The organism is Afipia sp. OHSU_II-C1, assembly GCF_000497575.1.
Lineage (GTDB): Bacteria > Pseudomonadota > Alphaproteobacteria > Rhizobiales > Xanthobacteraceae > Afipia.
In genome coordinates this window covers 425,852-448,788 of the sequence record NZ_APJI01000006.1, presented here as the reverse complement: position 1 = coordinate 448,788, position 22,937 = coordinate 425,852, and the positions used below count along the sequence as shown (strand labels likewise).

The 22,937-nt window shown below is 60.9% G+C and carries 25 protein-coding genes and 1 pseudogene; 13 read left to right on the top strand and 13 right to left on the bottom strand.

Going from position 1 to position 22,937, the window contains the following annotated elements; translation table 11 throughout:
- Positions 1 to 61 precede the first annotated feature (61 nt).
- The 7 genes from I554_RS0107395 to I554_RS0107365 all read left to right on the top strand — a co-directional run bounded on the left by I554_RS0107395 (position 62) and on the right by I554_RS0107365 (position 4,695).
- Entirely contained in the window at positions 62 to 487 is a 426-nt protein-coding gene (locus I554_RS0107395; protein ID WP_024576886.1) for a hypothetical protein, read from the top strand.
- 133 nt (positions 488 to 620) lie between these two features.
- Positions 621 to 1,082: a phosphoribosyl-ATP diphosphatase gene (gene hisE / locus I554_RS0107390; RefSeq protein ID WP_024576885.1), complete on the top strand. Its 462-nt coding sequence runs from the start codon at positions 621 to 623 to the stop codon at positions 1,080 to 1,082.
- Positions 1,083 to 1,146: 64 nt separating this feature from the next.
- Complete coding sequence (locus I554_RS0107385; RefSeq protein WP_024576884.1) at positions 1,147 to 1,728, top strand: YqaA family protein; 582 nt, start codon at positions 1,147 to 1,149, stop codon at positions 1,726 to 1,728.
- Between the two features lie 115 nt (positions 1,729 to 1,843).
- A complete protein-coding gene (locus tag I554_RS0107380; RefSeq protein ID WP_244432727.1) occupies positions 1,844 to 2,365 on the top strand; it encodes a hypothetical protein in 522 nt (173 codons plus the stop codon).
- A 103-nt stretch (positions 2,366 to 2,468) separates the two neighbouring features.
- Positions 2,469 to 3,437, top strand: a complete 969-nt coding sequence (locus tag I554_RS0107375) for a nitronate monooxygenase family protein (protein WP_024576882.1) — start codon at positions 2,469 to 2,471, stop codon at positions 3,435 to 3,437.
- Between the two features lie 36 nt (positions 3,438 to 3,473).
- On the top strand, positions 3,474 to 4,241 hold the full coding sequence (locus I554_RS0107370) for a thioesterase family protein (RefSeq protein ID WP_024576881.1): 768 nt from the start codon (positions 3,474 to 3,476) through the stop codon (positions 4,239 to 4,241).
- Positions 4,242 to 4,281: 40 nt separating this feature from the next.
- A complete protein-coding gene (locus I554_RS0107365; RefSeq protein ID WP_244432726.1) occupies positions 4,282 to 4,695 on the top strand; it encodes a hypothetical protein in 414 nt (137 codons plus the stop codon).
- Positions 4,696 to 4,755: 60 nt separating this feature from the next.
- Here I554_RS0107365 and I554_RS0107360 read toward each other — a convergent pair whose 3' ends face one another.
- Positions 4,756 to 5,082 carry a hypothetical protein gene (locus I554_RS0107360; RefSeq protein WP_024576879.1) on the bottom strand — a complete coding sequence of 109 codons (327 nt, stop codon included), beginning with the start codon at positions 5,080 to 5,082 and terminating at the stop codon, positions 4,756 to 4,758.
- Between the two features lie 761 nt (positions 5,083 to 5,843).
- Between I554_RS0107360 and I554_RS0107355 the strand changes: the two genes are divergently transcribed.
- Positions 5,844 to 6,446, top strand: coding sequence for a hypothetical protein (locus I554_RS0107355; protein WP_006022661.1), 603 nt, complete (start codon positions 5,844 to 5,846; stop codon positions 6,444 to 6,446).
- Positions 6,447 to 6,496: 50 nt separating this feature from the next.
- Here I554_RS0107355 and I554_RS27210 read toward each other — a convergent pair whose 3' ends face one another.
- From I554_RS27210 to I554_RS0107295, 12 genes and pseudogenes are all read right to left on the bottom strand, one after another.
- Positions 6,497 to 7,330 carry a DUF2971 domain-containing protein gene (locus I554_RS27210; RefSeq protein ID WP_006022660.1) on the bottom strand — a complete coding sequence of 278 codons (834 nt, stop codon included), beginning with the start codon at positions 7,328 to 7,330 and terminating at the stop codon, positions 6,497 to 6,499.
- 41 nt (positions 7,331 to 7,371) lie between these two features.
- The gene (locus I554_RS27565; RefSeq protein WP_237863170.1) at positions 7,372 to 7,737 is read right to left on the bottom strand and encodes a hypothetical protein; all 366 of its coding nucleotides are present in this window, start codon (positions 7,735 to 7,737) and stop codon (positions 7,372 to 7,374) included.
- A gap of 253 nt (positions 7,738 to 7,990) precedes the next feature.
- Positions 7,991 to 9,265, bottom strand: coding sequence for a DUF4238 domain-containing protein (locus tag I554_RS0107340; RefSeq protein ID WP_006022658.1), 1,275 nt, complete (start codon positions 9,263 to 9,265; stop codon positions 7,991 to 7,993).
- Positions 9,266 to 9,304: 39 nt separating this feature from the next.
- Positions 9,305 to 11,170: a hypothetical protein gene (locus I554_RS0107335; RefSeq protein WP_006022657.1), complete on the bottom strand. Its 1,866-nt coding sequence runs from the start codon at positions 11,168 to 11,170 to the stop codon at positions 9,305 to 9,307.
- 39 nt (positions 11,171 to 11,209) lie between these two features.
- Positions 11,210 to 13,000, bottom strand: a complete 1,791-nt coding sequence (locus I554_RS0107330; protein WP_006022656.1) for an SIR2 family protein — start codon at positions 12,998 to 13,000, stop codon at positions 11,210 to 11,212.
- A gap of 56 nt (positions 13,001 to 13,056) precedes the next feature.
- Positions 13,057 to 13,327, bottom strand: a pseudogene (locus I554_RS26280) (ArdC-like ssDNA-binding domain-containing protein).
- 316 nt (positions 13,328 to 13,643) lie between these two features.
- On the bottom strand, positions 13,644 to 14,147 hold the full coding sequence (locus tag I554_RS0107320; RefSeq protein WP_006022655.1) for a GIY-YIG nuclease family protein: 504 nt from the start codon (positions 14,145 to 14,147) through the stop codon (positions 13,644 to 13,646).
- Between the two features lie 18 nt (positions 14,148 to 14,165).
- A complete protein-coding gene (locus I554_RS0107315; protein ID WP_006022654.1) occupies positions 14,166 to 14,423 on the bottom strand; it encodes a hypothetical protein in 258 nt (85 codons plus the stop codon).
- Positions 14,414 to 15,088, bottom strand: a complete 675-nt coding sequence (locus I554_RS0107310; RefSeq protein WP_006022653.1) for a phage exclusion protein Lit family protein — start codon at positions 15,086 to 15,088, stop codon at positions 14,414 to 14,416. Before I554_RS0107310 ends, I554_RS0107315 begins: the two co-directional genes overlap by 10 nt.
- 55 nt (positions 15,089 to 15,143) lie before the next feature.
- A complete protein-coding gene (locus I554_RS0107305) occupies positions 15,144 to 16,538 on the bottom strand; it encodes a hypothetical protein (RefSeq protein WP_006022652.1) in 1,395 nt (464 codons plus the stop codon).
- A 51-nt stretch (positions 16,539 to 16,589) separates the two neighbouring features.
- Positions 16,590 to 17,513 (bottom strand): hypothetical protein, encoded by a 924-nt coding sequence (locus I554_RS0107300; RefSeq protein ID WP_024337236.1) that lies wholly within the window; start codon positions 17,511 to 17,513, stop codon positions 16,590 to 16,592.
- A 12-nt stretch (positions 17,514 to 17,525) separates the two neighbouring features.
- Complete coding sequence (locus I554_RS0107295; RefSeq protein WP_006022650.1) at positions 17,526 to 18,080, bottom strand: hypothetical protein; 555 nt, start codon at positions 18,078 to 18,080, stop codon at positions 17,526 to 17,528.
- A gap of 93 nt (positions 18,081 to 18,173) precedes the next feature.
- Between I554_RS0107295 and I554_RS0107290 the strand changes: the two genes are divergently transcribed.
- From I554_RS0107290 to I554_RS0107270, 5 genes are all read left to right on the top strand, one after another.
- Positions 18,174 to 18,809: a hypothetical protein gene (locus I554_RS0107290; protein ID WP_006022649.1), complete on the top strand. Its 636-nt coding sequence runs from the start codon at positions 18,174 to 18,176 to the stop codon at positions 18,807 to 18,809.
- Complete coding sequence (locus I554_RS25955) at positions 18,806 to 19,918, top strand: toll/interleukin-1 receptor domain-containing protein (protein ID WP_006022648.1); 1,113 nt, start codon at positions 18,806 to 18,808, stop codon at positions 19,916 to 19,918. Before I554_RS0107290 ends, I554_RS25955 begins: the two co-directional genes overlap by 4 nt.
- Positions 19,918 to 21,249: a hypothetical protein gene (locus I554_RS0107280; RefSeq protein ID WP_006022647.1), complete on the top strand. Its 1,332-nt coding sequence runs from the start codon at positions 19,918 to 19,920 to the stop codon at positions 21,247 to 21,249. Before I554_RS25955 ends, I554_RS0107280 begins: the two co-directional genes overlap by 1 nt.
- Before the next feature lie 81 nt (positions 21,250 to 21,330).
- Positions 21,331 to 21,924, top strand: a complete 594-nt coding sequence (locus I554_RS0107275; protein ID WP_006022646.1) for an AbiEi antitoxin N-terminal domain-containing protein — start codon at positions 21,331 to 21,333, stop codon at positions 21,922 to 21,924.
- Positions 21,917 to 22,933: a nucleotidyl transferase AbiEii/AbiGii toxin family protein gene (locus I554_RS0107270; protein ID WP_006022645.1), complete on the top strand. Its 1,017-nt coding sequence runs from the start codon at positions 21,917 to 21,919 to the stop codon at positions 22,931 to 22,933. Before I554_RS0107275 ends, I554_RS0107270 begins: the two co-directional genes overlap by 8 nt.
- Positions 22,934 to 22,937 lie beyond the last annotated feature (4 nt).

Genomic DNA, 22,937 nt, shown 5'->3' with positions numbered 1-22,937 from the left:
ATTAGAAAGGGTTATCCTCGACTGGTCATTCAGGCCAGGGATGGCCTGTGAGGACGTTGAAATGCTTGTTCGGAAGACTTTGCCTTCACCCTTCAGCCGAGCTGTGGTTCTGGCGACGGCTGCCGCGCTGGTCTCGACATTGGCTGTTGCACCTGCCGCGCAGGCATATCCGCTGGCCTCATCGGCGGCCAAAACCTCGTCTGCCGAGCCGGCGAACGCCAGCGAGGCCACCGATTTCAGCTCCCGGGCTCGTCGTCGCTACGCGCGCCGCGGCTACAACAACAACGCCGCAGGCCTCGCTTTCATGGGTCTGGCGCTGGGCACCGTGGGCGCGATCGTCGCTGAGCAGCGCCGCCGCGACTACTATCGCGACAACTACTATTACGGCGGTGGCCCGTATTACGGCGGCCACTACTACGGCGGGCCGGCCTATTACGGCGGCAATCCGTATATCGGCGGCGGCTATTATGCCGTCCCGCGCTACTGAGCGGCCGACCGGTAACGTCGCTGACATCTGCCGATCGCCGGGGTGATCCCGGCGATTTGCTTTTTTGGAGCATTTTCAGCCGGTTGGGGCAGGCGTTAACACGCTGGCGAGGGTTTTGATCTAGGTTCGAGGGATGAGTGATTCGCTAGAACGGCTTTATCACGCAATTATCGCGGCCAAGGATCTCGATCCGGCAACGTCGCGCACCGCGCGGCTGTTTCAGCGCGGCCCGGCGAAAATGGCCAAGAAACTTGCCGAAGAAGCCATCGAAGTCGTGATCGATGCGGTGAATGGCGACTCCGACGCCGTGGTCCGGGAAAGCGCCGATTTGCTCTACAACCTCTCGGTGCTCTGGGTGGCGGCAGGTGTTCGCCCGGAAGACGTGTGGGCCGAAATGGATCGCCGTGAGCGGGTCCAGGGCATCGCCGAGAAGCTGCCCAAGATCTATGCGGACAAGCCGGTGCAAAAGGTTGTTGCCGACAAGCCTCGCCCTGCGGCCAAGGCAGCGCCAAAAATTGCCCCGTCAGCCCCTGAAAAGGTGGCTCGGCGACCAATTGTCGCGCTCCAGGGCGGCCGGCTCAAGAAACGGCGCTAATTAGCCGCTGACATTCCACATTTCCGTACATGGACAAATCGGCTGGACGGTGGTTCATCGCGCCATGCTGAAACGAATGTATGACTGGTGCATAGCCGCCGCAGACAAACCTTATGCCCTCTGGCTGATGGGGGCAGTGTCCTTCGCGGAAAGCTCGTTCTTTCCGATTCCACCGGACGTGATGCTGATCCCGATGTCGCTGGCGCGGCCGCAGAAGGCGTGGCTCTACGCGCTGGTCTGTACGGTGACGTCGGTCGCAGGCGGCGTTGTCGGCTACGCCATCGGCGCATTGCTCTATGATTCCGTCGGACAGTGGTTGATCAATCTCTATGGCTACGGTGACAAGGTGGAGGCGTTCCGCGCGTCCTACGCCGAATACGGCGCATGGATCATCCTGCTGAAGGGCCTGACGCCGATCCCCTACAAGCTGGTCACCATCACATCCGGTTTCGCCAACTACAATTTGCTGCTGTTTATTGTTTTTTCGATCATCGCGCGTGGCGGCCGGTTCTTCATCGTCGCAATCGTGCTGAATCGTTATGGCACCTGGATTCGCGAAGTCATCGAGAAGCGCCTCGGGCTTTGGGTTGCGATATTGGCCGGCGGTCTGGTGCTCGGTTTCATCGTCGCGTTCCGGCTGTTCTAGAAATTTGTTTGCGGACACTCGTTCGCGTGACGAAACACGCCGAACATAAAGCCTTTTCCCGGCGGCAACGGCGGGCTACGCTCAAGTCATGTTCAATCACTCCAGCGATTTTTTTATGGACGTGCGGGGACGCATTGTCCTGATCGCTGTGCTGACGACCGTGTTTGGAACGACGGCGGCCTGGTCGCAGCAGGCGCAGCCGCAGCTTCAGGTCGCGCCGTCGCAGCAGACCGCGCCGCCAACGCCTCCCGCAACTCCGCCGAGCAATCCGGGACTGGTCGAGGAGATCGGCAAATTGCTGAAGGATTCGGCATCGGGTCTGACATCCACGTTGCCCAGTCCTGGTCGCGCGCTCGAGGGGCTGAATTCCAGCGCCAAGGATGCGACCGACAGCCTGAAGCGGCTCGCGCCTCCATCCGGCCAGACCATGGCCAGTGGGCGAACCCTTTGCCCGCCCGCCGCCAACGGCGCGCCGGACTGCAAGCGCGGGGCAGACCTGCTCTGCAAGGAGAAAGGCTACGTCGAGGGTCGGAGTGTGGATATCGAATCGACCCAGAAATGCTCGGCAAAATCATACTTTTCGGGCCAGGGTGCGTGCCGGACAGAAAATTTCGTCACCCGGGCCGTCTGCCAGTAAACGCAAGCCTCTTTCAAGAAATGGCTATAGCCCCTAAGACCGTGACAATTGCCGCGGCACCGATGTTCGCGCGCGTTTCATTCTGCGGAAGAGGATTTTTTTGATGTCGATGCCTGCCTTGTTCAAGGGTCGCCTTTCAATTCCGGTGATCGGATCGCCGCTGTTCATCGTGTCGGGCCCCGATCTCGTCATGGCCCAGTGCAAGGCCGGAATCGTCGGATCGTTCCCCGCGTTGAACGCGCGACCCGCCGCGCTGCTGGACGAATGGCTCCACCGGATCAAGGAAGAACTTGCCGCGCACGACAAGGCGCATCCGGACCGTCCGTCAGCGCCGTTCGCGGTCAACCAGATCGTGCACAAATCCAACAACCGTCTCGATCAGGACATGGCGGTCTGCGAGAAGCACAAGGTACCGATGGTCATCACGTCGCTCGGCGCGCGTGAAGAACTCAATCAGGCGGTGCATGCCTGGGGCGGCATCACCTTTCACGATGTCATCAACCAGAAGTTCGCGCGCAAGGCGATCGAGAAGGGTGCCGACGGCCTCGTTCTTGTTGCCGCGGGTGCCGGCGGTCATGCCGGTGCGATTTCGCCGTTCGCCTTCGTGGCCGAGACGCGGCAGTGGTTCGACGGCCCGATCGCGCTTTCGGGCGCGATGGGCACCGGCCGCGCCATCCGCGCGGCCCGCGTGCTCGGCGCCGACTTTGCCTATATCGGCTCGGCATTCATCGCGACGCAGGAAGCCAATGCTCCGGAAAACTACAAGGAGATGATCGCGTCATCGTCCGCCGACGACATCGTCTATTCCAACCTGTTCACGGGCGTGCACGGCAATTACCTCAAGCCGTCGATCGTGGCGGCCGGCATGGACCCGGATAATCTGCCCGTGTCCGATCCGTCGAAGATGAACTTCGGGACCGATGCCAGCGGCGAACGCAACAAGCCGAAGGCCTGGAAGGAAATCTGGGGCAGCGGCCAGGGCATCGGAAGCGTCGACAAGGTGCAGCCGGTCGCCGAACTGGTGGCGCGTCTCAAGACCGAATATCAGGCGGCCGTCGACGCGCCGCTCTAGACGGCAGGCGCCGCGTTGTCCGGGTCACCCCCACCGATGGAAGCGGTCTTTCGTGTCGACGGCGATCGCGTGTTCACGAGCGAGCATGCCGGGGGACCTTGGGACCCCAGCATGCAGCACGGTGGCGCGCCGTCCTCTCTCGTTGTTTGGGCAGCGGAGCGCATTCCGTCGCCGCAGCCGATGCAGGTCGCACGGCTGACCATAGACTTGATGCGTCCGGTGCCGGTGGCGCCGCTGACGATCGAGACGAAGGTGGTTCGCGAGGGCCGCAAGATTCAGCTCTGCGAGGTTCGTCTTTTCGCCGATGGCGTCGAGGTCGTGCGGGCCACGGTCCTCAAGGTCAGGGTGCAGCCGGTCGACCTGCCTGACACGGTGGCGCACTCGCCGCTCGACGTGCCCGGCCCGGAAGCGGGCCGGGATGAGCCGCAGGCTCTGAACAAGTTCCTGGCCGGTGTTTCCATGCGCGCGGTGAAGGGCGGGTTTCTCAGACTAGGGCCTGGTGCGATCTGGTTTCGTCCTAATCGTTCGATCGTCGAAGGATCGCCGATATCGCAGGCGATGCGCACGGCCCTTGCCGCCGACTGCAGCAACGGCGTGGGATCGGTGCTCGATTTCAAGAAATGGATATTCATCAACGCCGACCTCACGGTGACTCTCGCGCGTCAGCCGGTGGGCGACTGGATTTTGCTGAACTCGGAAATGATGTTGGGCGCGGATGGCGCGGGGCTTGCGGTCTCCCGCCTCGGCGATGCCCGGGGTTACTTCGGCGCGGCCATTCAGTGCCTTGTGGTCGAGCCACGCTAGGCGGCTGAGCCGGCAGATGAGATCGTGCATCGTTTCAGGATTGAAGATTGCCTTGGTCTGTCTGCCGCTTGCGGCGCAAAGCGCCTTCGCCACCGGCAACCTCGACTGTGCGATCAATGACAAGCAGTTGAGTTTTGAATTGTTCGCCCTCACCGGCGGTGCAGGCGGCATCGTCCAGATCAACCAGGCGTCCATCGAGATCAAGGTCGGTGACGACAAGGCTCTCTGGTCCAGGCGCACCCTTGAGTTGAAGAATATCGAGCAGCAGTGGATCTATGGCAAGGAACTGCGGGTCCGCTTCGGAATTCCCGCCGCCAAGGATGAACCTGTCGCCAGCCTGATCCTGATCGGCACGTACAAGGCCGACGATGACAGCTATTCCGGGCAATATGTCCTGTCGCTGCCTCAGTCCGGCAGCGAGAAGCACTTCAAGGGCAAGATGAAATGCGGCTGAGGCGCGGGCTCGCCTGCTCGAGCCTGATCGGCCGGCAGGCGGTGGTGCTTCGAGGTGCGGTTAATCGGCCACCCGCGTCAGCACGGCTTTGAACGCGAGGCTCGGAAATTCGGTCGCAGTTCCTTCGCAGATCGCAAAGTTGCCCTTGACCGTTCCGTTGAAATTGATCCTGACGTCGTCGAAACCGAACACCGAGGGATGGCTGGAATCCGGCGTGTGACGAAGGCTGGACACATTGCCTGTGAACGATTGGCCGTCCTGAGTATAGGACCCCATATACGCGAACGCCGAGCTTCCGCCCCGAAGTTTTCCATTCTCGGCGTGAATGACGCCCAACGCCTTTCCGCGCGGGGTTTCAAACTCGACCTTGTACAGGCCGCGGAGCATGGCCGTTTCGGGGATCGGGGATTTGTCAGAGGGTGCCGTCTGTTGCGGGCTGGTCTGGTGTTGCATGCGCTGTCATTCCGGTATTGCCGCTGAAGCTGGTCTTCAAGCGTGACGCCTGTATCGTCGGTAGTTTGTGTTCGCGCAGTCAGAAAGAATATAGCATCACCGGAGATGTCTCGCCGATGGTTCGGACTTTAGACAAAAGCCTAGTACAGAAGTCTTGGTGCCCCTGGCCGGCAGTCACCTATTTCCTTAACTATCCGAATTTATGGCGATTTTAGTCACGGATTGCTGCCGATACCAGCAGAAATACCAGCAAGCTGAGACGCGCGGTACTCGCTGGCAAAAAATAAGCCAGCAGGCTCCCCGGCAGCAGGCGCGCCCCATGCCGTTCTGGTCTCCACAAGCGCCACGACCGGAATCGAACCCGGCTCCGACTCGAATCCCGATAGGATCGCCCAAACTTGATATCGCGAGGTCAAGGGAGCGCCTTGTCATGCGTAGTCTTTACACTTTGCCCCACGATGCCGAGCGAGATACGTACCTCGTGTTGAACGACTTCGGGGCGAGTCGGTTGCGCCTGGCCAGACCAACACTGAAAGCGCCGGCAGCGACCACTACGCCCGCGGCTTCCGCTCGATCGCCTCGACCCTGCTTAACGATGAGGGCACGTCGGCAACCGGAAAGCAGAAAGCCGCCGTGCGCCTCCGTTTGGCGTTTGCGTGATAGTGGTAATGAAATCATGACCGCAGGATCATGCCATGGCTGATGTGCCGAAGCTCGTCGAGGAATTGTGGAGCTTAACGCTGCTCGAAGCTATAGAACTCGCCGAGATTCTGAAGAAGAAGTGGCGACCGCCGGAGGTATCTCTAGCCGATATAAAGCGCTATCTTCCGCATTGGCCCGATGCAGTCATTGAACTGTGGCTGTTCTACCTCGCAAACCGCAGCGCTGGCGATACGGGTTGGCCGCCGCCGGAGCCGCTCGGCAATCACGCATGGGCAGCCATCCTTGGATACAGGCCCCTTTCATGGTGGCGAGAGGTTAGCTGGAAGCGCGAAACGACTGACTGTGGCTTTGCAAATCTCTGCCAGGGTACGAAGGTCATTGTGGCGCAGATATTGATGGAGAAAGCAAGCGGCACCATTGATGAGGAGACCGGGAGGCGATTCAAGAGGGGGGCCGATTACCTGATGAAGAATGGCGTCTTCGAAAAGCCGCTAGTTGCGATAAGGCTTCCCGATGGCTTGAGCATCCTCGACGGTAATCACCGGATAAGCGCATTCTGTGGCCTGCAAGAAACCCCCGCCGAATTACTGGAGCCGCGCGGTTTAAAGAAGCCGGCGCCCGAACAAGACCTATAGATTGGGACGCACAGCGGCGGCGAAGTGCCGCTGGATTATCTGCCTAGCCTTTAGGCCGCGCCGTCTACCGCTTTGATGCCGAGCTTGCCGAGTTCATCGCGGAGGAAATCGAGGTCGCAGCCGGGGCCGGGAAAAACCTCCGTGATCGTGCCATCTGTCATGGCCTTTCGATAATCAAAGCCGAGTTCGAGTCCGGGGGCAAATTCCATTTTCGTGCCATCGGCCAAGACAAAATGTCCCATGCCAATCGCCGAAAGCGAAATACGCAACTCGCGCTCATCAGCATAGCTCTTGTCCTTGACGTAGGTGTAGCGGATCGGATTGGGCATCCGATCGATATTTTCCCGCACCTCTTCCCACGACAAATAATCGACGATTCCGTAGTTTACGGAGAATATCTGCTTGCAGGCGTTTCCCCGGTACAGCAGTCCATTCCTGACGCTCATGATCTCATTGATGACGGCACGCAGCTTCGCGAAATCGAAAGCGATGCCGACTTTACCATGTGCGCTGCCGTTCCCGTACTCGTGCCAGATGTAGTCGGAGTTCTCCAGCGAGAAGCAGCACGCATAGGTCCGGTTTCGGCAGCGGTCATAATAGTCCGCCCCAGAGAAATCGGGTGCCCTTTCGAACTTGGCGGCCTCATTGGCGGCGCGATCTTGTTGCAACTGCTCACCGTCATGCCCGTCGGCATTCCGGAAGTCCTTGTAGCTATCGACCCGGTTGAAATAGAGGTATCCGCCGCTCACCGACCGGAGCAGGTTCTCAATCGTCATGATTTTGTAAAGCTGTTGCCCGTCCGGCGGTGCGGTCAGCGTTCCGGCGTGCGGTTCGATGGCCCCCAGCGCGGGGTCGAACGGAGCATTATCGGTGTTTTCGGTCATGGCAGCAGTGTGAGGACTTAGCGGCTGCGCAGATCGGCGGCCTAGCTTGCTCTCGTTTCGACCCTCGGCAGCGAAGCATGATATTCATCTATGCTGTTGAGATCAATCATGGTCTTGCCCCCCATCTTGTAGGCCCTGATCCTCTCGTGGGCGATCAGCTCATAAGCTTTAGTTCTTCCAAATTTGCCATAGCGGCAACCATCCTTGAACTCGACGAGCCGGCGCCGCTTGTTGTTATCACTCTCAACCATGAGTCCCTGCAAGCGCTTCGATGATCCCCCGATAAGATCAAAACCGCGCTGAGTGAGATGCGCATATCCATGGCGCGACGCTGTCGGTGCGGGCTCGCCAGAAGACCTACCGTTGTGGTGGCTGACGAGATTCCTGCTGACCCGTTTCGGCGCCATCTACGCGTAACCCAATTGCCATGCATCGATCTAAATTGTCTACGATGCCAAACAAAGGGTCCCCTGATGCCGCCCCCAAGTCCAGAGTGCTGTAGCGTGCAAATCGGATGGACGAGGAAGCGCGGCTCGCGGACGCTTGTATTGTCACCTAGTGCTTTTGACGTGAGAGGTTGCGCTGCATGCTGTGGAACAGGCCTGTGCTGCCAACTGCTCGAAGTTTGATATCGGGGACCTGCTCGCCGGAAATGGAAGGCTACAAGCGGTTGCGATCGAGACGCTTGCCTAACTCTCTCAAACTGGCATCGCGGTGAACTACGCGGAACCAGCCATCGGCTGTGTTTCCAAGAGGCTCCACCATGGCAGCGCCCAAGGTGCGCATGGGGCGTCCATCGACGTAGAGTTCGACACGGAGCATGCCCTGATCCGATGCCATTTGGGCTAACAATGTGATCTGGCCGGTCCGAGCGGTGATCCCTTCTCCGGAAGGATCGATTTCCTCGATTGTGAGGATCCCGTGATCGGCAGGACCGCGTACTACGAGGTGTATTCCCGATTGCATCTCTGAATGTCGTTTAGACGGCCGTCCCATTTCGCCGAACGTAAGGTGTGTCGTGACGGACCGAAGGTGAGGTTGCTGTTCCAACGCTTCACGCGCGCGATCGAATGTGTCGGTGGCCGCGTAGAGGTACCGCGCACTATGAACCGTTTGCTGATGATTGAGGAACAGGACCGCATCTTCATCAATATCGATCGGATTGCCGGACCTGAGGCCGTCTCTGTATCGGAACACTCGCTCCTTTTGATCTGCCTCGAGACTCGCTTGTTCAGCGAACTCATAGCGCTTCACAATTGTCGGGCAGTGCAAGGCAATCATAATCTCTGGTGAGATCGGCAGGACGACTAGTATGCCGTGCGAAGTAAGTCCGAGTTCCCCATAGGGAAAAGCATTCATCACTGCGGTGGGATGATCAGAGATTATGAACCGATGGTCCCCGTTTGCTCGGTATAAGGCGGGATACAGGCGCAGAAGCGCGACGACCTGCTCGCTGCGATCAAGGAATGTCCGTACTGCGCCGAGGCGCAGTGCTGCATCGGGGGGCGTCGCCATGGTCGGATTCTGATCCGGATCGTAGCCGAGCTGCCGTGTGATCTCCCGAAGACGATCAGCGAGGTGCGCCCGCGTGGTTCGACTGAAATGCGTGCGAAGCATCTGGGTGGCGAACAAGTCGGCCAAAGCAAGCCGATCATCCTCGGATAGCCAGGCTAGCGATTTGCGCGAGAGGATCTCCGCAATAAGCAAAGCCGACCGGGTGTCGACTTCCTGGAACAGATCTTCGAAGTTCCACTTGCTGGCGCCGAGACTGATGGTGTTGAAGTCGTTCTCTGAGCCAGCGTTGAGGATCGAAGTTCGGAATGATCGATCCGTTTGTTTGTCGAGCACATAGAGAAAACGGCGCTCCGCGTCCGCAGAGAAATTTCGAAGCTGCGCCTGTGGTACGAAGTGGTGCTTTTTAGAAGGCCGGTTCATTGTCTCTATGCGGTGTATTGACACAGAACATCCGAGTTCCTATCGACGCGAACGTTTCGTAGGTAGCAGCTCACTACACCGCTGCCGGGTAGCATCATCAACCGTGAACTCCTCCGGCGATTTACCACCTAATTCCCGCCTCCTGCCTCGCATCCATAAATTAGCTCGCTCGTCGTCGTAATACCGGGATTGGGCGAGCGCGGCGAGCTCCGCCACGGCTTTTGCCTTCCGCTCGCTTGCTCGATGCTGAACCTCAATCTCTCTTGCTCGGTAATGGAGCGCGCGGACCGCATCCTCGTGACCAGCTTCGCTATCCAAAGCGACCTCGATGGGAGGGCGTCCCCCAGTGTTAGAGTTTGTCGTCACGAGCCAGAGTTCCGCTTCTCTCCCGATCTGTCGAAGCGCGCGATGCTGCAGATCGGCGACGCGGGCAGCTTTATCTGCCTCGATTTTCGCTTGATTGGCGCGTTGACGTTCGGCTTCTTCTGCATGCTTGCGCTCAAGTGCGCGCGCCAGGGCGCCGTGGTAGGGAAGCCCAAAAAGGTCTAAGCGTTCTCGCGGCGAGAACCGGATTTGCGTCGCGATATTATCCAGGTCGTTCGTGAGCGATCGCCACTTCGTTTCATCGAAGTCGATCGCATCACGAGGTGAATGGCCGCGTTCCGGGAGCATTGAACTCCACCATTGTTCAAATACGAAAGCAGCGGTCTCATCCGCTGGAAGAGTGGCAATCAGCTCCTCAACTAATTGACGGAGCTCGCGCGTACGCTTGACCGGTCGCGCGCGGAGCTCGCGCGCCTTATCGATCCGTGCCTGTAGCGTATGTGAGGGCCGCCAAATCTCAGTCGGATCCGAATGAACGAAGCCAAGGCGCTCGAGTTGCGTTAGATATGCTTCGACGGCCTGGAAGGGGGAGTTGAACGGAATCCCGGCCGCTCGCACCCCACATACGATTTCGTCCGAAATGTCAGCAAACGATGAGTCGAGCCATCGTCTGCTTCGGAGTGCCGCGAGCCCATTTCGAGTTCGGAAAGGCGTTTTCGTTGGAGCGAGCAATGCTTCCAGAATAGCCGCTTGCCATTCCGCAACGGCCACTGTGAAGCAACCAGCCCCATATACCGGCAGATTGATGAGGTCGGCGAGGCCGTTTTTCCGGGCCGAAGATTCGCATGCCCCGCTTCCCGGGGATTCTGACGGTGAACGATGGCGATAGGAGCCGCGGTAATTTTCGATTTGCGTCCGCCTCTCCTCTGCTCGCTGTAGCGCTCTCACTTCGAGGCGTGCGCGCGCTTCACGTTCCCGCGGATTGTGCAGCCATGTTCGCGGCGCGTCGTAAAGTATCCGGTCTCCGATCTCGCTGAGCTTGTGGTCGCGGTACTGGGAGAGGTCGATCTCGATTGCGCCGACATCCATCGCTTGGATCCGGGCGATTTTTATTGAGTCGCACGGATGAGTGACCTTGAATTCTACGATGAGCCTGCGATCGCGTAAGAGCAGCACGACGTCGGGAACGATCTGCCCATCTTTGGTTTCTAGGATCGCTCGATCGAAAGTACGCTTCGCCGCCCGGACAACAACTTCGCGATCCTTCTGCTCCTCCACGACCTGCGCTGGCAAAGTAATTTCCAGGCGCTCATCCAAAATGAGTTTCGCAAACTTATGCAGGGCCGTCTCGCCGGCGGACGCGCATGACCGGCCATCTTGCTGAGCATTGTGCGCAAAATGGTGGGCCTGCACATCTCCCTTTTTCGCAACCATCCGCCTTCCGCAGCCGGGACAGACGCAGTTGCAGGCGAGCCCGGAGGGCACCTCGCCAATATGCAGGAGTCGACCATCGGCAGATTCGGCGACGAAAGCGCCGCCTTGCTCCGTACAGGCAAACAGTTCTCTCAGGCGTATAGACATCGTCCGGCTGCTCCCTGGCCGGTATCGCCAGGTGGAGTGTCAGCGCCACTCCATCCATCGTGCTACCCGTGATAGGTTTTCCAAGAATAGATCGAGGTATGCTTCACTGCCCAATGCGAACCCTGCTTTAAGCAGTTGTTGCCTGGTAGGAGTTGATTTCAGCTCGTGTTCTATTGAGCGTCGCCCCTCGCTTCGCCAGCCGATGCGACCGACAGACATCCTAGCCTTCCTGTCGCCGTTCTCCAGTTGATCCTTCAGTGCCCTTTCACTGTTCTCTTCAAGGTGGACCAACGCCCCCAGCGCCTCAAAACGATCGAACAGCAGAGCATTGTCTGTGGGGACGCCCAAAAACGCCGTGCCCCACTCGAAGGATACGTCGAATAGATGGTCGCTGAGTGGTGTTTTTCGGCGGTTGTTGCCTGTCGTGAAACCTTCAACGTTATTCCAGAGATTGTCGTCTGACCCCCTCCAGTCCCACAGGAAGAGCGAATTCACGAGACGTTTTGGGTCCCGCTCGTCCCTAGGCATCGAGAGAGAAAACAGGTCATGCAAGGTCTTCCAACGCTCTGCTCTCGCAAGTCCGAGCCCATATGCAGTCATGAGCAGAACGGCCGGATACGTCCTTAGATCAAGCCATATATTCAGGCCGCTGCCCACCTTGTTCGCCCTGGCAACGACGCCGCGGATCGTATCGGCAATGAGTGCAAGCTCGGCGTCATCCCCCCATCGTCCGAGAACACCAAAGGCTTTCGCGAGCGGCTCGGTAGTGGCCTCATAGAGTTTAAGGCGTCGGCGGAATTCCTCAACGGACCACACACCCTGCGGAGAGAGCTCCTTCGCGTCGAGGCGGTCGAAAAGCTTGTTAACTTCCTGTGTGATGACTTCATCGAGTCGAATGCGAAATTCCGGCCTCGCAACGTACCGCTTGATAGAGCCGACGAGGATATCAATCGTCAGCGGACTCTGCTTCCGAGTCTCGGCGAGTGTTTTCACCAGCTCGGCCAACTTCAGAAAAAAGCTATCGGCGTCGGCAACCGGAATGGTCACAGCCTTACGCTGACTGATGATGGGCTCTGCGCCGCTCCCAACTTTCCCCCGTATGCTCCAGAAAGTAGGGTAACGCCTGTTAGGAGCGCGCAACAATGCTGCCCGTAGCGCGTCATCCCACTCGCCTGACCAACCGCAAACTATAAGACCGTGCTCATCCAAAATGCGGTCGAGCAGCGCATCGTATTGCGGCGGATACACGCCTAACTCTTCGTCGGTATTCAGGATGCGTGCATCCTTGTAGTCACCATGAAGCTTCAGCACGTAGCACGGGCTATGTGTGAGCGGCTCGGCTCCTGACAAGCTGTCGACGGAGGTGACGACAGTTGGCTCAACGCCAACTTCTCGCAGTGCATTTTCTAATAGCCGATCGAAATTGGTCGTTAGTATCACTCGGACATACCCGTCGCGAACCAGGCCCGCGATTGCATGGTGCGCGGCTGTCGGAAGTTTCTTACCCTCTGCACGATCGTCTTCGTCAGGCTCGATGTACGAATGTAAGATGGATCGCCGTTCGGCAGGCGAGGCCGCCAGTCCTGCTAGAATCGCTGAATAATCGGGTTCCGCACCATACGTTTTGCGATACCACGTCGCCCAATCGGACTGATTCTTGACGCCTTGCGCGAGCGCGACTCGTCGAACTAGGTCCAAAGTGATTTCCCATCCAGTTGGAATCCCGGCTGCACGAGAGAGACCAGAGCCGAGAAGCAAAGCATAGACACCCTTGCTCTCGAACATCGAGAATGCGAGCTGAGTAATCGGATCGCTTGATAAAATGCTCATGGCAGGCGCGAATCACTAGGAGGGAAGGGTCCGAGCATAGCAAGATTGCGCAGCAATCAATCGCCGCTCGCGCCTGCTCGGGCGCGCCGCTTCTCGTCGTCGGGTACGAATCGGTCGGCGTACACGACGGACGTGCCGCGCTCGCCGTTGCGGACATTGCCGCCGAGCGCGAGCGCCTGGCGGAAGGTGGGCCCGCTCTGGCCCGAAAAGCCGTGCCGCGGCGCTCCAAAGGATCAGCACGTTGATCCCGGAATAATTCCGCCCGGTCGCGGCGTTTGGCAAGTGGCGCCTTCGCAGCCGCCGTCCTCCAAGGTTGGACCCAGGCACGCGCCCGGCCTCAAGTTCTGCGATGATATTGTCGGTAAGTTCATCGTATAGCTCGCCCGGTCCTGGCCAGCCCGAGCTTGTCAGGTCTTTCTGGACATCACCGATCTCCGCGACCGGCGCCGGGGCCCCTCTTTCAGCCCTCAACCCGTCACGGCGAAGCCGGTCCGCACTCTCACTCTGAAGGGGGCGTTGCGGGGGCTCCCCGCAAAAGGGGGCGGCTGAGACGAAGGCCGGCCGCAGGGGATGGCGTTCCCCTCAGAAGCGCAAAGCCGGGTTTCAGCTTCTCAGGATTGGCATCTTTCCGCCTTTCAGGACATCACTCGTCCGGCGGATACTCACGCGGATCGAGCTCGGAAAAGTCGGTCAGCGTGTCGCATCGGATGCAATAGTACATCTGCGAGGCTTCCTGAAAATGCATGCCGCATAGACATCCGCAGAACGGGCAGCATTCGTCGATTTCCAGATCGGCCCATTCCCACACGCCGAGGTATTCGGGAATGGCGTCGCGATCATAACCGACGATCTGGAAAGCATCGGCGTTCTTGGCGACAAATCCAGCGCGGCCGGCGCGCTTGAGAATGGCCAGGATGTCACCCGGCTCGATGTCGAACCATTCTCCACGCACATGGGTCGATCCAAAATGCTTGTGCAGCTCTCGTTCAAGCTGGAAGGCGTCGGTCGCTTCGATCCACCCGAGCAGTCGCAGCTCCAAAGGATTCCCCGTGTGGAGGTTGCGCTGGCGCGCCTCGATGTTCTTCGCCACGCCGATCTTGATCGGGGAGCATCCGTTTTCATCTTCGCCAATGAAATAGACCGGCACGTCGCGCTCCCCGCAGCGTCAACGGAGCCGGTCGAGCAGGGCCTCGACCATTTCCTGATTTGAGTACGCGATGATGTCGAGCGGCCGGCCCTCCTGCCTCATCAGCGTGATCAAAAGGCAGGCCGTGAAGGGCCAGAAGGACGAGCCGGGCGGCAGATTGTAGCCTCCGATCATCGCCGTCAGCCGCTCGGCGATCGGTGGATACTGCCGATTGCCCCAATGCGCGTGGGTCGGCGTCATCGCATGGATGATCACGGCGGCGAGCGCTATTCCCATCGCGCGCTTCTGCTGGACTTGAGCGTAGTTGTCCTATGCTCCTTCGCATAGGCGGCGAGGCCGCTGGTCATGAACTCGCGGGCCCAGTTATCGCAGCCGATTTCCTCCTCGGGCAGTGTCGACGGTGCGCTCTTGTCGGCGCAATACATGACGTGCCGGAATTCGTGCAGCAGCGCGAAGGCCAGGGCAAACGCGACGAGGTCGAACATCGTCTTGTGCTGGACATCTCCCAAGCTGTCGCGGTCAGCGGTCGGCTCGGGGATGTCCGCAGGCCAGGAAATCTGTGCGGTCTGTTCGGCCGCGATGAGCGATTGAGCGGTGCTGACGCGCTGCTTGTAATCGAATTCGTATTGCCCCCGTTCGGCATCGATCTTGAGGGCCTGATCAAGCGGCATTCCGGTCCATGTCGCCACCAGCAGGGCCGGCGAATACACCTCGATGGCACGCCATGCGCTGAAGCCGAGCAGCCAGAAAAAGTCGATCGTCTTGGTGTCGAACTGGATGCGCTTGTCATCGGCCTTCATCGTCACGCCCTTGGTGCTCGGCGCGACTTCCACACCATGACCATACTGGCTCCATAGGCCGCTGATCTCGTCGGCGCGCTCGGGTACAGCCCCGCGCAGGAGATGGAGGACGATGGTCCGGTCGGATGGTTCCGTTTCCATGTTCAACGATGCTCCTTTGATGGGCGAGGACGGCGACGCATGCATGGCGGGCAGATCATGGCCGCTCGCTTTCGCCTTGCGCGCCGGCCATGCGCAGATGAGTGATCGATGAAATGACCGAGTTCGCCCACATGGTGTTGCACTCGACGTCGCCGCCGCGCTCGAACCAATGGGTCGCGCCGGGTATGAGATCGAAGGGAATGGGGTGCGTCGCCTGTGGGTTGTGAAAGACCTCCAGTTCCTGACACCAGGCTTCGCCCCAAGGCCAGAGCGCTTGGTATTCGGCGCTGTCGACCGACAGATCGAAATCAATGGGCTCCAGCGCGCCCGGCGTTCGGTCGAAGAGAATGCCGCGGCGGGTCATCGTGAGGCCCGGCGGCCGCCATCCAGCGAGAAAGCCCATGCGGTTGAATTTGGCGAGCGTCGCCGCGTTGCTGAAGATGACGGCAGAGAGGTGAGCGAAGTCGGGATCGCGGAATAGCCCGGCCGGAATGCCGTGCCTGCCCGTAAGATTGTTGATCGGCGTGCCGATCGCACGTCGCCCGGCGCCTTCGCCTTCGACATCTGCCCGCAGGCCGTAGAGATAGGTCGGCAAAGCCTCGCGGCTCCAAACCATCGAGCCGGATTCATAGAAGTCAGCGATCGCCAGAGCGAAGGGTATCCCCTTTACATGATCCAGCTCATGATAGTTGCGCTGAAGCTTGCCGCGCAGCGTCTTGGCGAAGCGCTCAGCTGGCGCGCCGGTTAAGCGTTCATTTCGATCGACCGGAGCATGCACCCAGTCCCCGATCCCGCCGGAGCGGGGCGTCTCGGAATTCGCGGTCACGGCTTCGATCCAGCAGGCGGCGCCATCGTTCTCGATCAGGAAGTCCGGTGAGACATGCTTCTGCCGGACGATCAGGCCTTGCTCGCGGAAGCAGGCAAGAAGATAGAGTTCGAAGAGGCGGGACGCGAAATTGCTGGTCTGCAGATCGGGGACGAAATTGGCATCCGGATTGGGAAGCGCGAGGTAGCATTCGCCGACCGCCATCAGCGCCGGGAAATGGCTGATCGTGCTCGTCAGCAGGTCGAACTCCGGCGATGTGCCTCGCGATCCGGTCTTCAGCAGAAGCGGCCGTCGCCGTGCGCCCGGCGGCAATGGCTCGGGCGGCTCGCCAGCGCGCATGCTGATGGTGAGCTGATCCAGCGCGGCTTCGGGAGTGGGATAGGGGCCGCCTTCATCGACGCGGACCCAGCGATGATCGACACGCCTGCGCAAGGCCAGGGCGGTGAAGGTCCCGCGCTCCGGATCGAGGAGGATGCAGCCGCTCGCGCTGCCGTGTCCGGCTTGATAGCTCCCGAAGATCTGCGCGGGATCAAAATTGGGCCCACGTTCGAGCGACAGCGCATAGAGCTCAAACTGCCGCTGGCTGATCGGCGTGATCAGTCGCTGCTCATCGCCGACGGCCATGATCAACCTCACGGAACGGAAGGCGCCAGACGCGGGCACTCGGGCGCATCGTCATGATGCCTCCGCTGCGGCTTGCGCCAGAATGTCGTTGGCCTCCCACTCGTCGCCGCGCGGCGTGATGACGAACTCGCGATCCCAGACGCCCCAGCTTGTCGCCAGCGGAACCTGCGCCAAGGGGTTGTGGACATAGGTCAGCGGGCGGCTTCGACGCGAGAGGTTGCCGAGGCCAACGCGCGACCAGATCACACCTGAGATGTCAGCGAAACGCTCGTCGAGAAACGCCGTGCGCGGGATCGGATTGCGTTCGCGGTCGATGAAGGGGGCCGGGTGAAATCCTTCGTCAACGACGTTGCCGGTCTCGCGATCGATGGTGATGTAGGCATCTCCGATCGGAAATAACGTGGTCATGATCAGCGGCAACGGCTGGTCGGCGACATAGACGCCGAAGCGGCTCGCACTGATCGCGATGATCCTCGTGTCTTCCGGGCCGATCACACCCTGTTCGAGATAGCGCGCGATCCTCTGCGCCTTGGTCCAGAACGCCCCGGACGTGCGCAACTGCGCCTGACGGATCGGTGCGGCGAAGAGGCCGCCGCCCTCGTTGAGGGGGACCGGACGCACGATCTGGTCAGGACCCGGTGCGCCTTCATCTGGGGTAATGGCCTCGATCCAGATTCGGCGGCCATCTTCCAGGACGCAGAGGTCCGGCTGACCGCCTTCGCGCTGGCGCTCGACGACGGGAAGCAGGGTGCGGCCCGCCTCGAGCAGCGTGCAGCCCAGATACATCTCCCAAAATCGGCCATCGACATCGCGTGCGAAACCCTGCCGAAAGTCGGGGTCGGCATAAGGCTCGTAACGCCCCCACATCTCTTGCAGCATGGCGTGAAGCTGCTGCTCGATCGGAAGCTCGGCGGCTTTCAGGTTTTCAAACCCGCGATCGAGATTGGCGCCGTCGACATCGAATAGATCAGTCATCATCTGCTCGTCTCATGCCCGGCGCAGCATCCGCTCGATGCGAACACGGTGGAAGCCGTGCGAATGGACCTGCTGACGAAGCTGCTTGATGTCGTTGACGCCGAACGCCACCGCCGCTTTTAGCGGGCTGGCGAAGGTAGCGTAGAAGGTCCAGCGCGCGCCGTTCGGCAGCGTCGGATTTTGCCGGCGATCGGTGATAACGACGTCGCGCGGATCACTGCTGTTGCGGAAGGCGTGAAAGGTGAACCAGTCAGGCCGGCGATAGCGTGCCGCCTTGCTGAAGGGCACCGACTGAACTTTCACATCGGTCTGGTCGAGCACCCAATCTCGCTGCTCCAGGATCTGCCGCACCATATGGCCGACCATCTGCTTCACGCGGTCGGCCAAGACCTCCTCGCGGAATTCCGCCAGGAGCTGCTCCTCGATGCCTTCGACCGCGGGCTTGCCGAGTTCGGACGCGGTCTCCAGGCGGGCGACGTTTTCGGGCCGCGTGAGAAAGGCCCAGATGCGCTGGCCAAGTTCGGAGGCGTAGAGCGACGCAAATTTTTCGGGGCTATAGGTAAACATGACAGGCCTTCCTTTACCGGGCAAATATGGCCGGTTATAAGCTCCTGTCAATGGTGCGCGCTGCGCGTCCGCAGATATCGCGGGGAGGCTGGATTGGATTTCGAGGATCTCGTGACGGCGCTCGAGCCGCCGCCGAACCGCGCCGGAAAATCGGACGGCGCCCACGAACATCATCTGTATGAGGGCGCGGTGATGGTCGCCTACGCGATGCACTTGCTCCGCACGCAGGGCGCACGGGACGTCCGTGTCCATCCCGACGGCGAGCACGGAAAGCAGTTCGATTTCGCGGGCTGGCTGGGGCGGCGAGCGTTCACCAAGGTCTCCGGCGTCGGTAGCACCGCCTATGGCGGAGTCTATCGAAATCCGGCGGGCCAGACGATCACCGTCAACCCGAAGTCCGGGCTCGGTGATGTCGTCGCGAATATCGGCGACCACGTCATCTCGGCCGAATGCAAGGGCGGCATTATCAACGCGCGGCATCCAGGCCAGTTGTCGCGGCTCTACCGGGGTCTTTGCGAGACCGTAGGCCTGCTGATGGCCACGCCATCGCAGGGGCGTCAGGTGGCCGTGGTTCCGCTGACGGACGGCACCTTGCGCCTGGCCGAGCGGCTCGCGCCGCGGTGCGCCTTGGCCGGCATCGAGATCGCGCTCGTCGGCAGCCGCGGCGAGGTTTTGGAAGTGAAAGCTAGAGAGGCGGCCAAGCAGGCGGCGGAAAGGAACGACACGTGAAACGGGTGCTGACTGTCGGGCTGACTTACACCGGCGACAAGATCGATGGCGTGGAGATCGAAAATCTCGGGCTCTGCCAGCCCGATGTCGATCGAGAGCGGGCGGCCTATCCGCTCTACGAATACGACACGATCATCATCAATCCGGAGAGCTACACGCATTTTCTGTTCGGTAAGGCCGGAGAGTTTTCGAACGAACTTTACGAGCTGGGCAAGCTGAAGGGGCAGAATGACCGCTACGACCTCGACTCCGCCTTCGATGGCGAGGACCGACGCAAGGAGATGGAGGCCGCGATTGCGGGTGGCGCGACGGTCGTTTGGTGCCTGTCCGAGCCGAAGCGGGTGAACTTCTTCGGCTATCGCGAAACCCATCTTGGATATGTGGCGCCGAAAGTGGCGAGTTTCGTAAAGCGTTCGGAGCTTCTCATTAAGAAGGGGCGCAGGATGGGGCCGGTCGATCTCGACAGCCCCTTCGCGCGCTATTTCGAGGTTCTGTCGCGGACCGGCGGCTGGACGCTGTGCCTATCCGATCCCGGCGAAGGCTATGGGTCGATCGCCGCGACGCCGGAGGGCTACAGCCTCGGCGGTCAGCTGATGCTCGGCACCCCGACGGGCTGGCTGCTGACGCCGCCGACGTCGCAGGAAGCCCAGAACCAGCTCGTTCGCGACAGCCTCGCGTTGGAGAAGGCCGATCCGGCGCATGAGAAGTATCACGGCATCTTCCTGAGCCATACTGGCGTCGACAAACCCTTCGTGCGCCAGCTTCGCAAGGATCTGCTCGCTCATGGCGTAGAGCATGTGTGGCTGGACGAGGCCGAAATCGACATCGGGGACTCGCTGATCGCCAAGATCGAAGAGGGGATGAAGCTCAGCCGCTACATCGCCGTCGTCCTGTCGAAAAAGTCGATCGGCGCTCCTTGGGTGAAGAAGGAGCTCGACGTGGCGATGAACCGCGAGATCGCGAGCGGCGAGGTGGTCGTGCTGCCGCTGCTCTACGAGGAATGTGAGCTGCCAGAGTTCTTGAAAGGCAAGCTCTACGCCGATTTCTCCAAGCCCGAGGAGTACGAGGCGGTCCTCGGCAAGCTTTTGCGGCGGCTCCGGATCTCCTGATGAGCGAGACGGGTCCGAGAATGGCGATGCTGATGGCGATGACGGACCTGTGGCGCATACGACCGCCCGGGCCCGACAATATTCTTGCGCACCCGGCCTTCATGCGGCTGCGTGAGATCTGCCGCGACGACTACCCAAACGCCGGCAAGAAGGGGCCGAACTTCGCGCTCTCGACGGCATTGCGGGCGTTGGGCCTTCCATGTCACCTGCAGAAGGACACGGCCCATCTTGCCATGCCTGTGGAGGAAGCGGCGAAGGGATTGGACGCGGCGCTGCGCGCTACCCGGGCCAGGCGCATTCACCTTGCGCCGCTCGATCTTGCCGCCGACCTGCCGCCGCACGCATTCGGTCCGGCCAGGGTGTGCCGGTTGAGCGCCGACGAGCTGCGCGGCGTGATCGATGCGCGCCGGCTGAGGCGGCTTTATCCGCGTCAGGACTTCGATGCCGAGCGCTTCGCCGAATTCCACTGGCTGATCGTTGAGGAGGTCGTGGTGCTCGAGCAGGAGCCGGAGGAACGCGCGGTCCCGGTCCTGTTCATGGACCTGAGCCTAGATCTGGGGCGGGTCGAACCGCATCAAGGGCGGTTCCCGACTGCCTTGGAAGAAGCGCTGTTCTTCCTCCTGCTGGCCCCCTGGGAGAGCTGGTCGACCATGCAGGAAGTCGATTGGCGGGGCTTCCGTGTGCCATGGGTCTACACGATCGACAGCGACATCTTCGTTCGTCCCAGTTCGCCGCCGTCCCCCGACACGTTGAGCTGGGAGGACCGGGTCTACGACGATGGCTATGGCGGGACATACGAGGAAGAGCGCCCGGTCGAGCTGCACCTAGAAGAGGATGCAAAGACCGAGCTGACGGTGTGGGACCAGAGCCGATGGACGACCGTCGAGCAGGCGAAGCAATCGGTTTTGTTTGAGACGCCGATCCCTCACTTCCTCGTCCGCGCGTTCCTGGCCGAGGGCGTGGATGAATTCCTTGCGCACATCACGACGATCGAGGCGGCGCTCGGCTTGCGCGCGGACTATCAGAAGAATTTTCGCATCGCGCCTGACCGCCACAAAGGGATGCGCGCCACGAATAGAATTCGGGGACGGGTGGCCGGCCTGCTGGGCGATCGACGCTTCGCCGATCAGTATGAGCAGCTCTTCAACGTGCGAAGCGCATTCCTGCACGGCCGAGCCATGACCGCCATCTCGACGAAAGAGCGGGTGATGGCGCGGTCGTTGGCCCGCCAGATCGTCGAGGCGTTGATCCTTGCGACGCTCGCGGGGCCGATCAGCTCGCGGGAGGATTTCCTGGATGGTCTACTCGACAGGGGTTCGCCCTTGATCTAGCCGAAATAGACGGCTCCCCAGCAAGTCCGCTGGCTTGAAAACTGTCAGAAAACCGCGTATATTTCTGACAGGAGAACGGCCATGCAACGGTTAACCGAACAGATTCTCGCGCATGCCGAAGGGTTGCCGGAAGGTACGCCCGTGGCGGCTAAGAGCTTGCTTCACCTCGGTAATCGCGCCGCGGTGGATCAGGCTTTGTCGCGTCTGACTGAGCGGGGCCAACTGATCCGGGCCGGTCGCGGCGTCTATCTCCGTCCCATCACGAGCCGGTTCGGAACGAGGGCCCCCTCCGTCCAGCAAGCGGTCGAGGCGCTCGCCAACCAGCGCGGCGAAGTCATCGTCCCGAGCGGGGCGGCGGCGGCCAACACTCTCGGCCTGACGACCCAGGTGCCGGTTCGGTCGGTCTATCTAACCTCCGGCCGCAGCCGAACGATGAATCTCGGCAAACAGGTTGTCGAACTTCGTCATGCTCCGCGCTGGCAACTCGCCCTGGCTCATAAGCCGGCTGGCGAGGCGGTGCGGGCGTTGGCCTGGCTTGGGCCGGAGAAAGCGGAAGCCGCCTTGAAAACGTTGAAGCGGAAGCTCTCGCCGTCCACTTTCAGCGAACTGGTCGCGGCAGCGCCGCAGCTTCCGACCTGGCTCGCGCGCAGCGTAGGAAAGGCGGCGCATGGCTGACGCCTTTCTCCACCTTCCGGTCGCTGACCGCCGCGAGGCGCTAAGCGTCGCGGCCGATCAGTCGGGACGACCGGCGCACCTTCTCGAGAAGGATGTGTGGGTGGTTTGGGCGCTCGCCACGCTCTACGGGTCGGCGCTCGGCGAGCATCTGGTGTTCAAGGGCGGCACGTCACTGTCGAAGGCCTATGGGGTCATCCGGCGGTTTTCCGAGGACGTCGACCTGACCTACGACATCCGGGCGATCGCGCCCGACCTGGTGGACGGCAACGGCGAGGCGTTGCCGAAAACACGTAGCGAGGAGAAGCGCTGGTCGAGCGAGGTGCGCAAGCGCTTGCCGGATTGGGTGGCGGGCACCGCGCAGCCGGTCGTCGCGGACGCGTTGGCTGCCGCGACGTTGGCGGCTGCCGTCCGCGTGGAAGGCGAGAAGCTGTTTGTCGACTACGAGGCGACCACCGCTGGCTCGGGCTACGTCGCACCGAGTGTGATGCTGGAGTTCGGGGCGCGATCAACGGGCGAGCCGGCGAGCCTCCGCGACATCAAATGCGATGCATCCGGCCTGGTTGAAGGCGTAACGTTCCCAACAGCGCGGCCGCGCGTGATGCACGCCGAGCGGACCTTCTGGGAGAAGGCGACGGCTGTCCACGTCTTCTGCCTCCAGCAGCGGCTGCGCGGTGATCGCTTCGCACGCCACTGGCATGACATAGCGCGTCTGGATGACGCCGGCCTGGCGGATGCGGCTTTCGCCGATAGGGAGCTGGCGAACGCGGTCGCGCGCCACAAGGGCATGTTCTTCGTTGAGAGGGCGGCCGATCGAAGTCCGATCGATTATGCGGCTGCCGTGAATGGCGGTTTGCAGCTCGTGCCTGGCGGTGATGCCGCGAAGGCGCTGGAAGAAGATTATGGTCGCATGGTCGAGGACGGTCTGCTGTTGGAAGATGCTGAAACCTTCGAGGTCCTCATGGCGCGGAGTGCAGATGTCGCGCGCCGGGCAAACGAGGCGGCGAAATAGAGAT

Excerpts from the sequence above, each read along its gene's own strand:
- I554_RS0107310 (WP_006022653.1), bottom strand. The coding sequence starts at position 15,088 with ATGGAAACGGAACCATCCGACCGGACCATCGTCCTCCATCTCCTGCGC.
- I554_RS0107375 (WP_024576882.1), top strand. The coding sequence starts at position 2,469 with ATGTCGATGCCTGCCTTGTTCAAGGGTCGCCTTTCAATTCCGGTGATC.
- I554_RS0107370 (WP_024576881.1), top strand. The coding sequence starts at position 3,474 with ATGGAAGCGGTCTTTCGTGTCGACGGCGATCGCGTGTTCACGAGCGAG.
- I554_RS0107355 (WP_006022661.1), top strand. The coding sequence starts at position 5,844 with ATGGCTGATGTGCCGAAGCTCGTCGAGGAATTGTGGAGCTTAACGCTG.
- I554_RS0107300 (WP_024337236.1), bottom strand. The coding sequence starts at position 17,513 with ATGACTGATCTATTCGATGTCGACGGCGCCAATCTCGATCGCGGGTTT.
- I554_RS0107305 (WP_006022652.1), bottom strand. The coding sequence starts at position 16,538 with ATGGCCGTCGGCGATGAGCAGCGACTGATCACGCCGATCAGCCAGCGG.
- I554_RS0107315 (WP_006022654.1), bottom strand. The coding sequence starts at position 14,423 with ATGGGAATAGCGCTCGCCGCCGTGATCATCCATGCGATGACGCCGACC.
- I554_RS27565 (WP_237863170.1), bottom strand. The coding sequence starts at position 7,737 with ATGGCGCCGAAACGGGTCAGCAGGAATCTCGTCAGCCACCACAACGGT.
- I554_RS0107270 (WP_006022645.1), top strand. The coding sequence starts at position 21,917 with ATGGCTGACGCCTTTCTCCACCTTCCGGTCGCTGACCGCCGCGAGGCG.
- I554_RS0107280 (WP_006022647.1), top strand. The coding sequence starts at position 19,918 with ATGAGCGAGACGGGTCCGAGAATGGCGATGCTGATGGCGATGACGGAC.
- I554_RS0107385 (WP_024576884.1), top strand. The coding sequence starts at position 1,147 with ATGCTGAAACGAATGTATGACTGGTGCATAGCCGCCGCAGACAAACCT.
- hisE (WP_024576885.1), top strand. The coding sequence starts at position 621 with ATGAGTGATTCGCTAGAACGGCTTTATCACGCAATTATCGCGGCCAAG.
- I554_RS27210 (WP_006022660.1), bottom strand. The coding sequence starts at position 7,330 with ATGACCGAAAACACCGATAATGCTCCGTTCGACCCCGCGCTGGGGGCC.
- I554_RS0107275 (WP_006022646.1), top strand. The coding sequence starts at position 21,331 with ATGCAACGGTTAACCGAACAGATTCTCGCGCATGCCGAAGGGTTGCCG.
- I554_RS0107380 (WP_244432727.1), top strand. The coding sequence starts at position 1,844 with ATGGACGTGCGGGGACGCATTGTCCTGATCGCTGTGCTGACGACCGTG.
- I554_RS0107360 (WP_024576879.1), bottom strand. The coding sequence starts at position 5,082 with ATGCTCCGCGGCCTGTACAAGGTCGAGTTTGAAACCCCGCGCGGAAAG.
- I554_RS0107295 (WP_006022650.1), bottom strand. The coding sequence starts at position 18,080 with ATGTTTACCTATAGCCCCGAAAAATTTGCGTCGCTCTACGCCTCCGAA.
- I554_RS0107335 (WP_006022657.1), bottom strand. The coding sequence starts at position 11,170 with ATGTCTATACGCCTGAGAGAACTGTTTGCCTGTACGGAGCAAGGCGGC.
- I554_RS0107340 (WP_006022658.1), bottom strand. The coding sequence starts at position 9,265 with ATGAACCGGCCTTCTAAAAAGCACCACTTCGTACCACAGGCGCAGCTT.
- I554_RS0107395 (WP_024576886.1), top strand. The coding sequence starts at position 62 with ATGCTTGTTCGGAAGACTTTGCCTTCACCCTTCAGCCGAGCTGTGGTT.
- I554_RS0107330 (WP_006022656.1), bottom strand. The coding sequence starts at position 13,000 with ATGAGCATTTTATCAAGCGATCCGATTACTCAGCTCGCATTCTCGATG.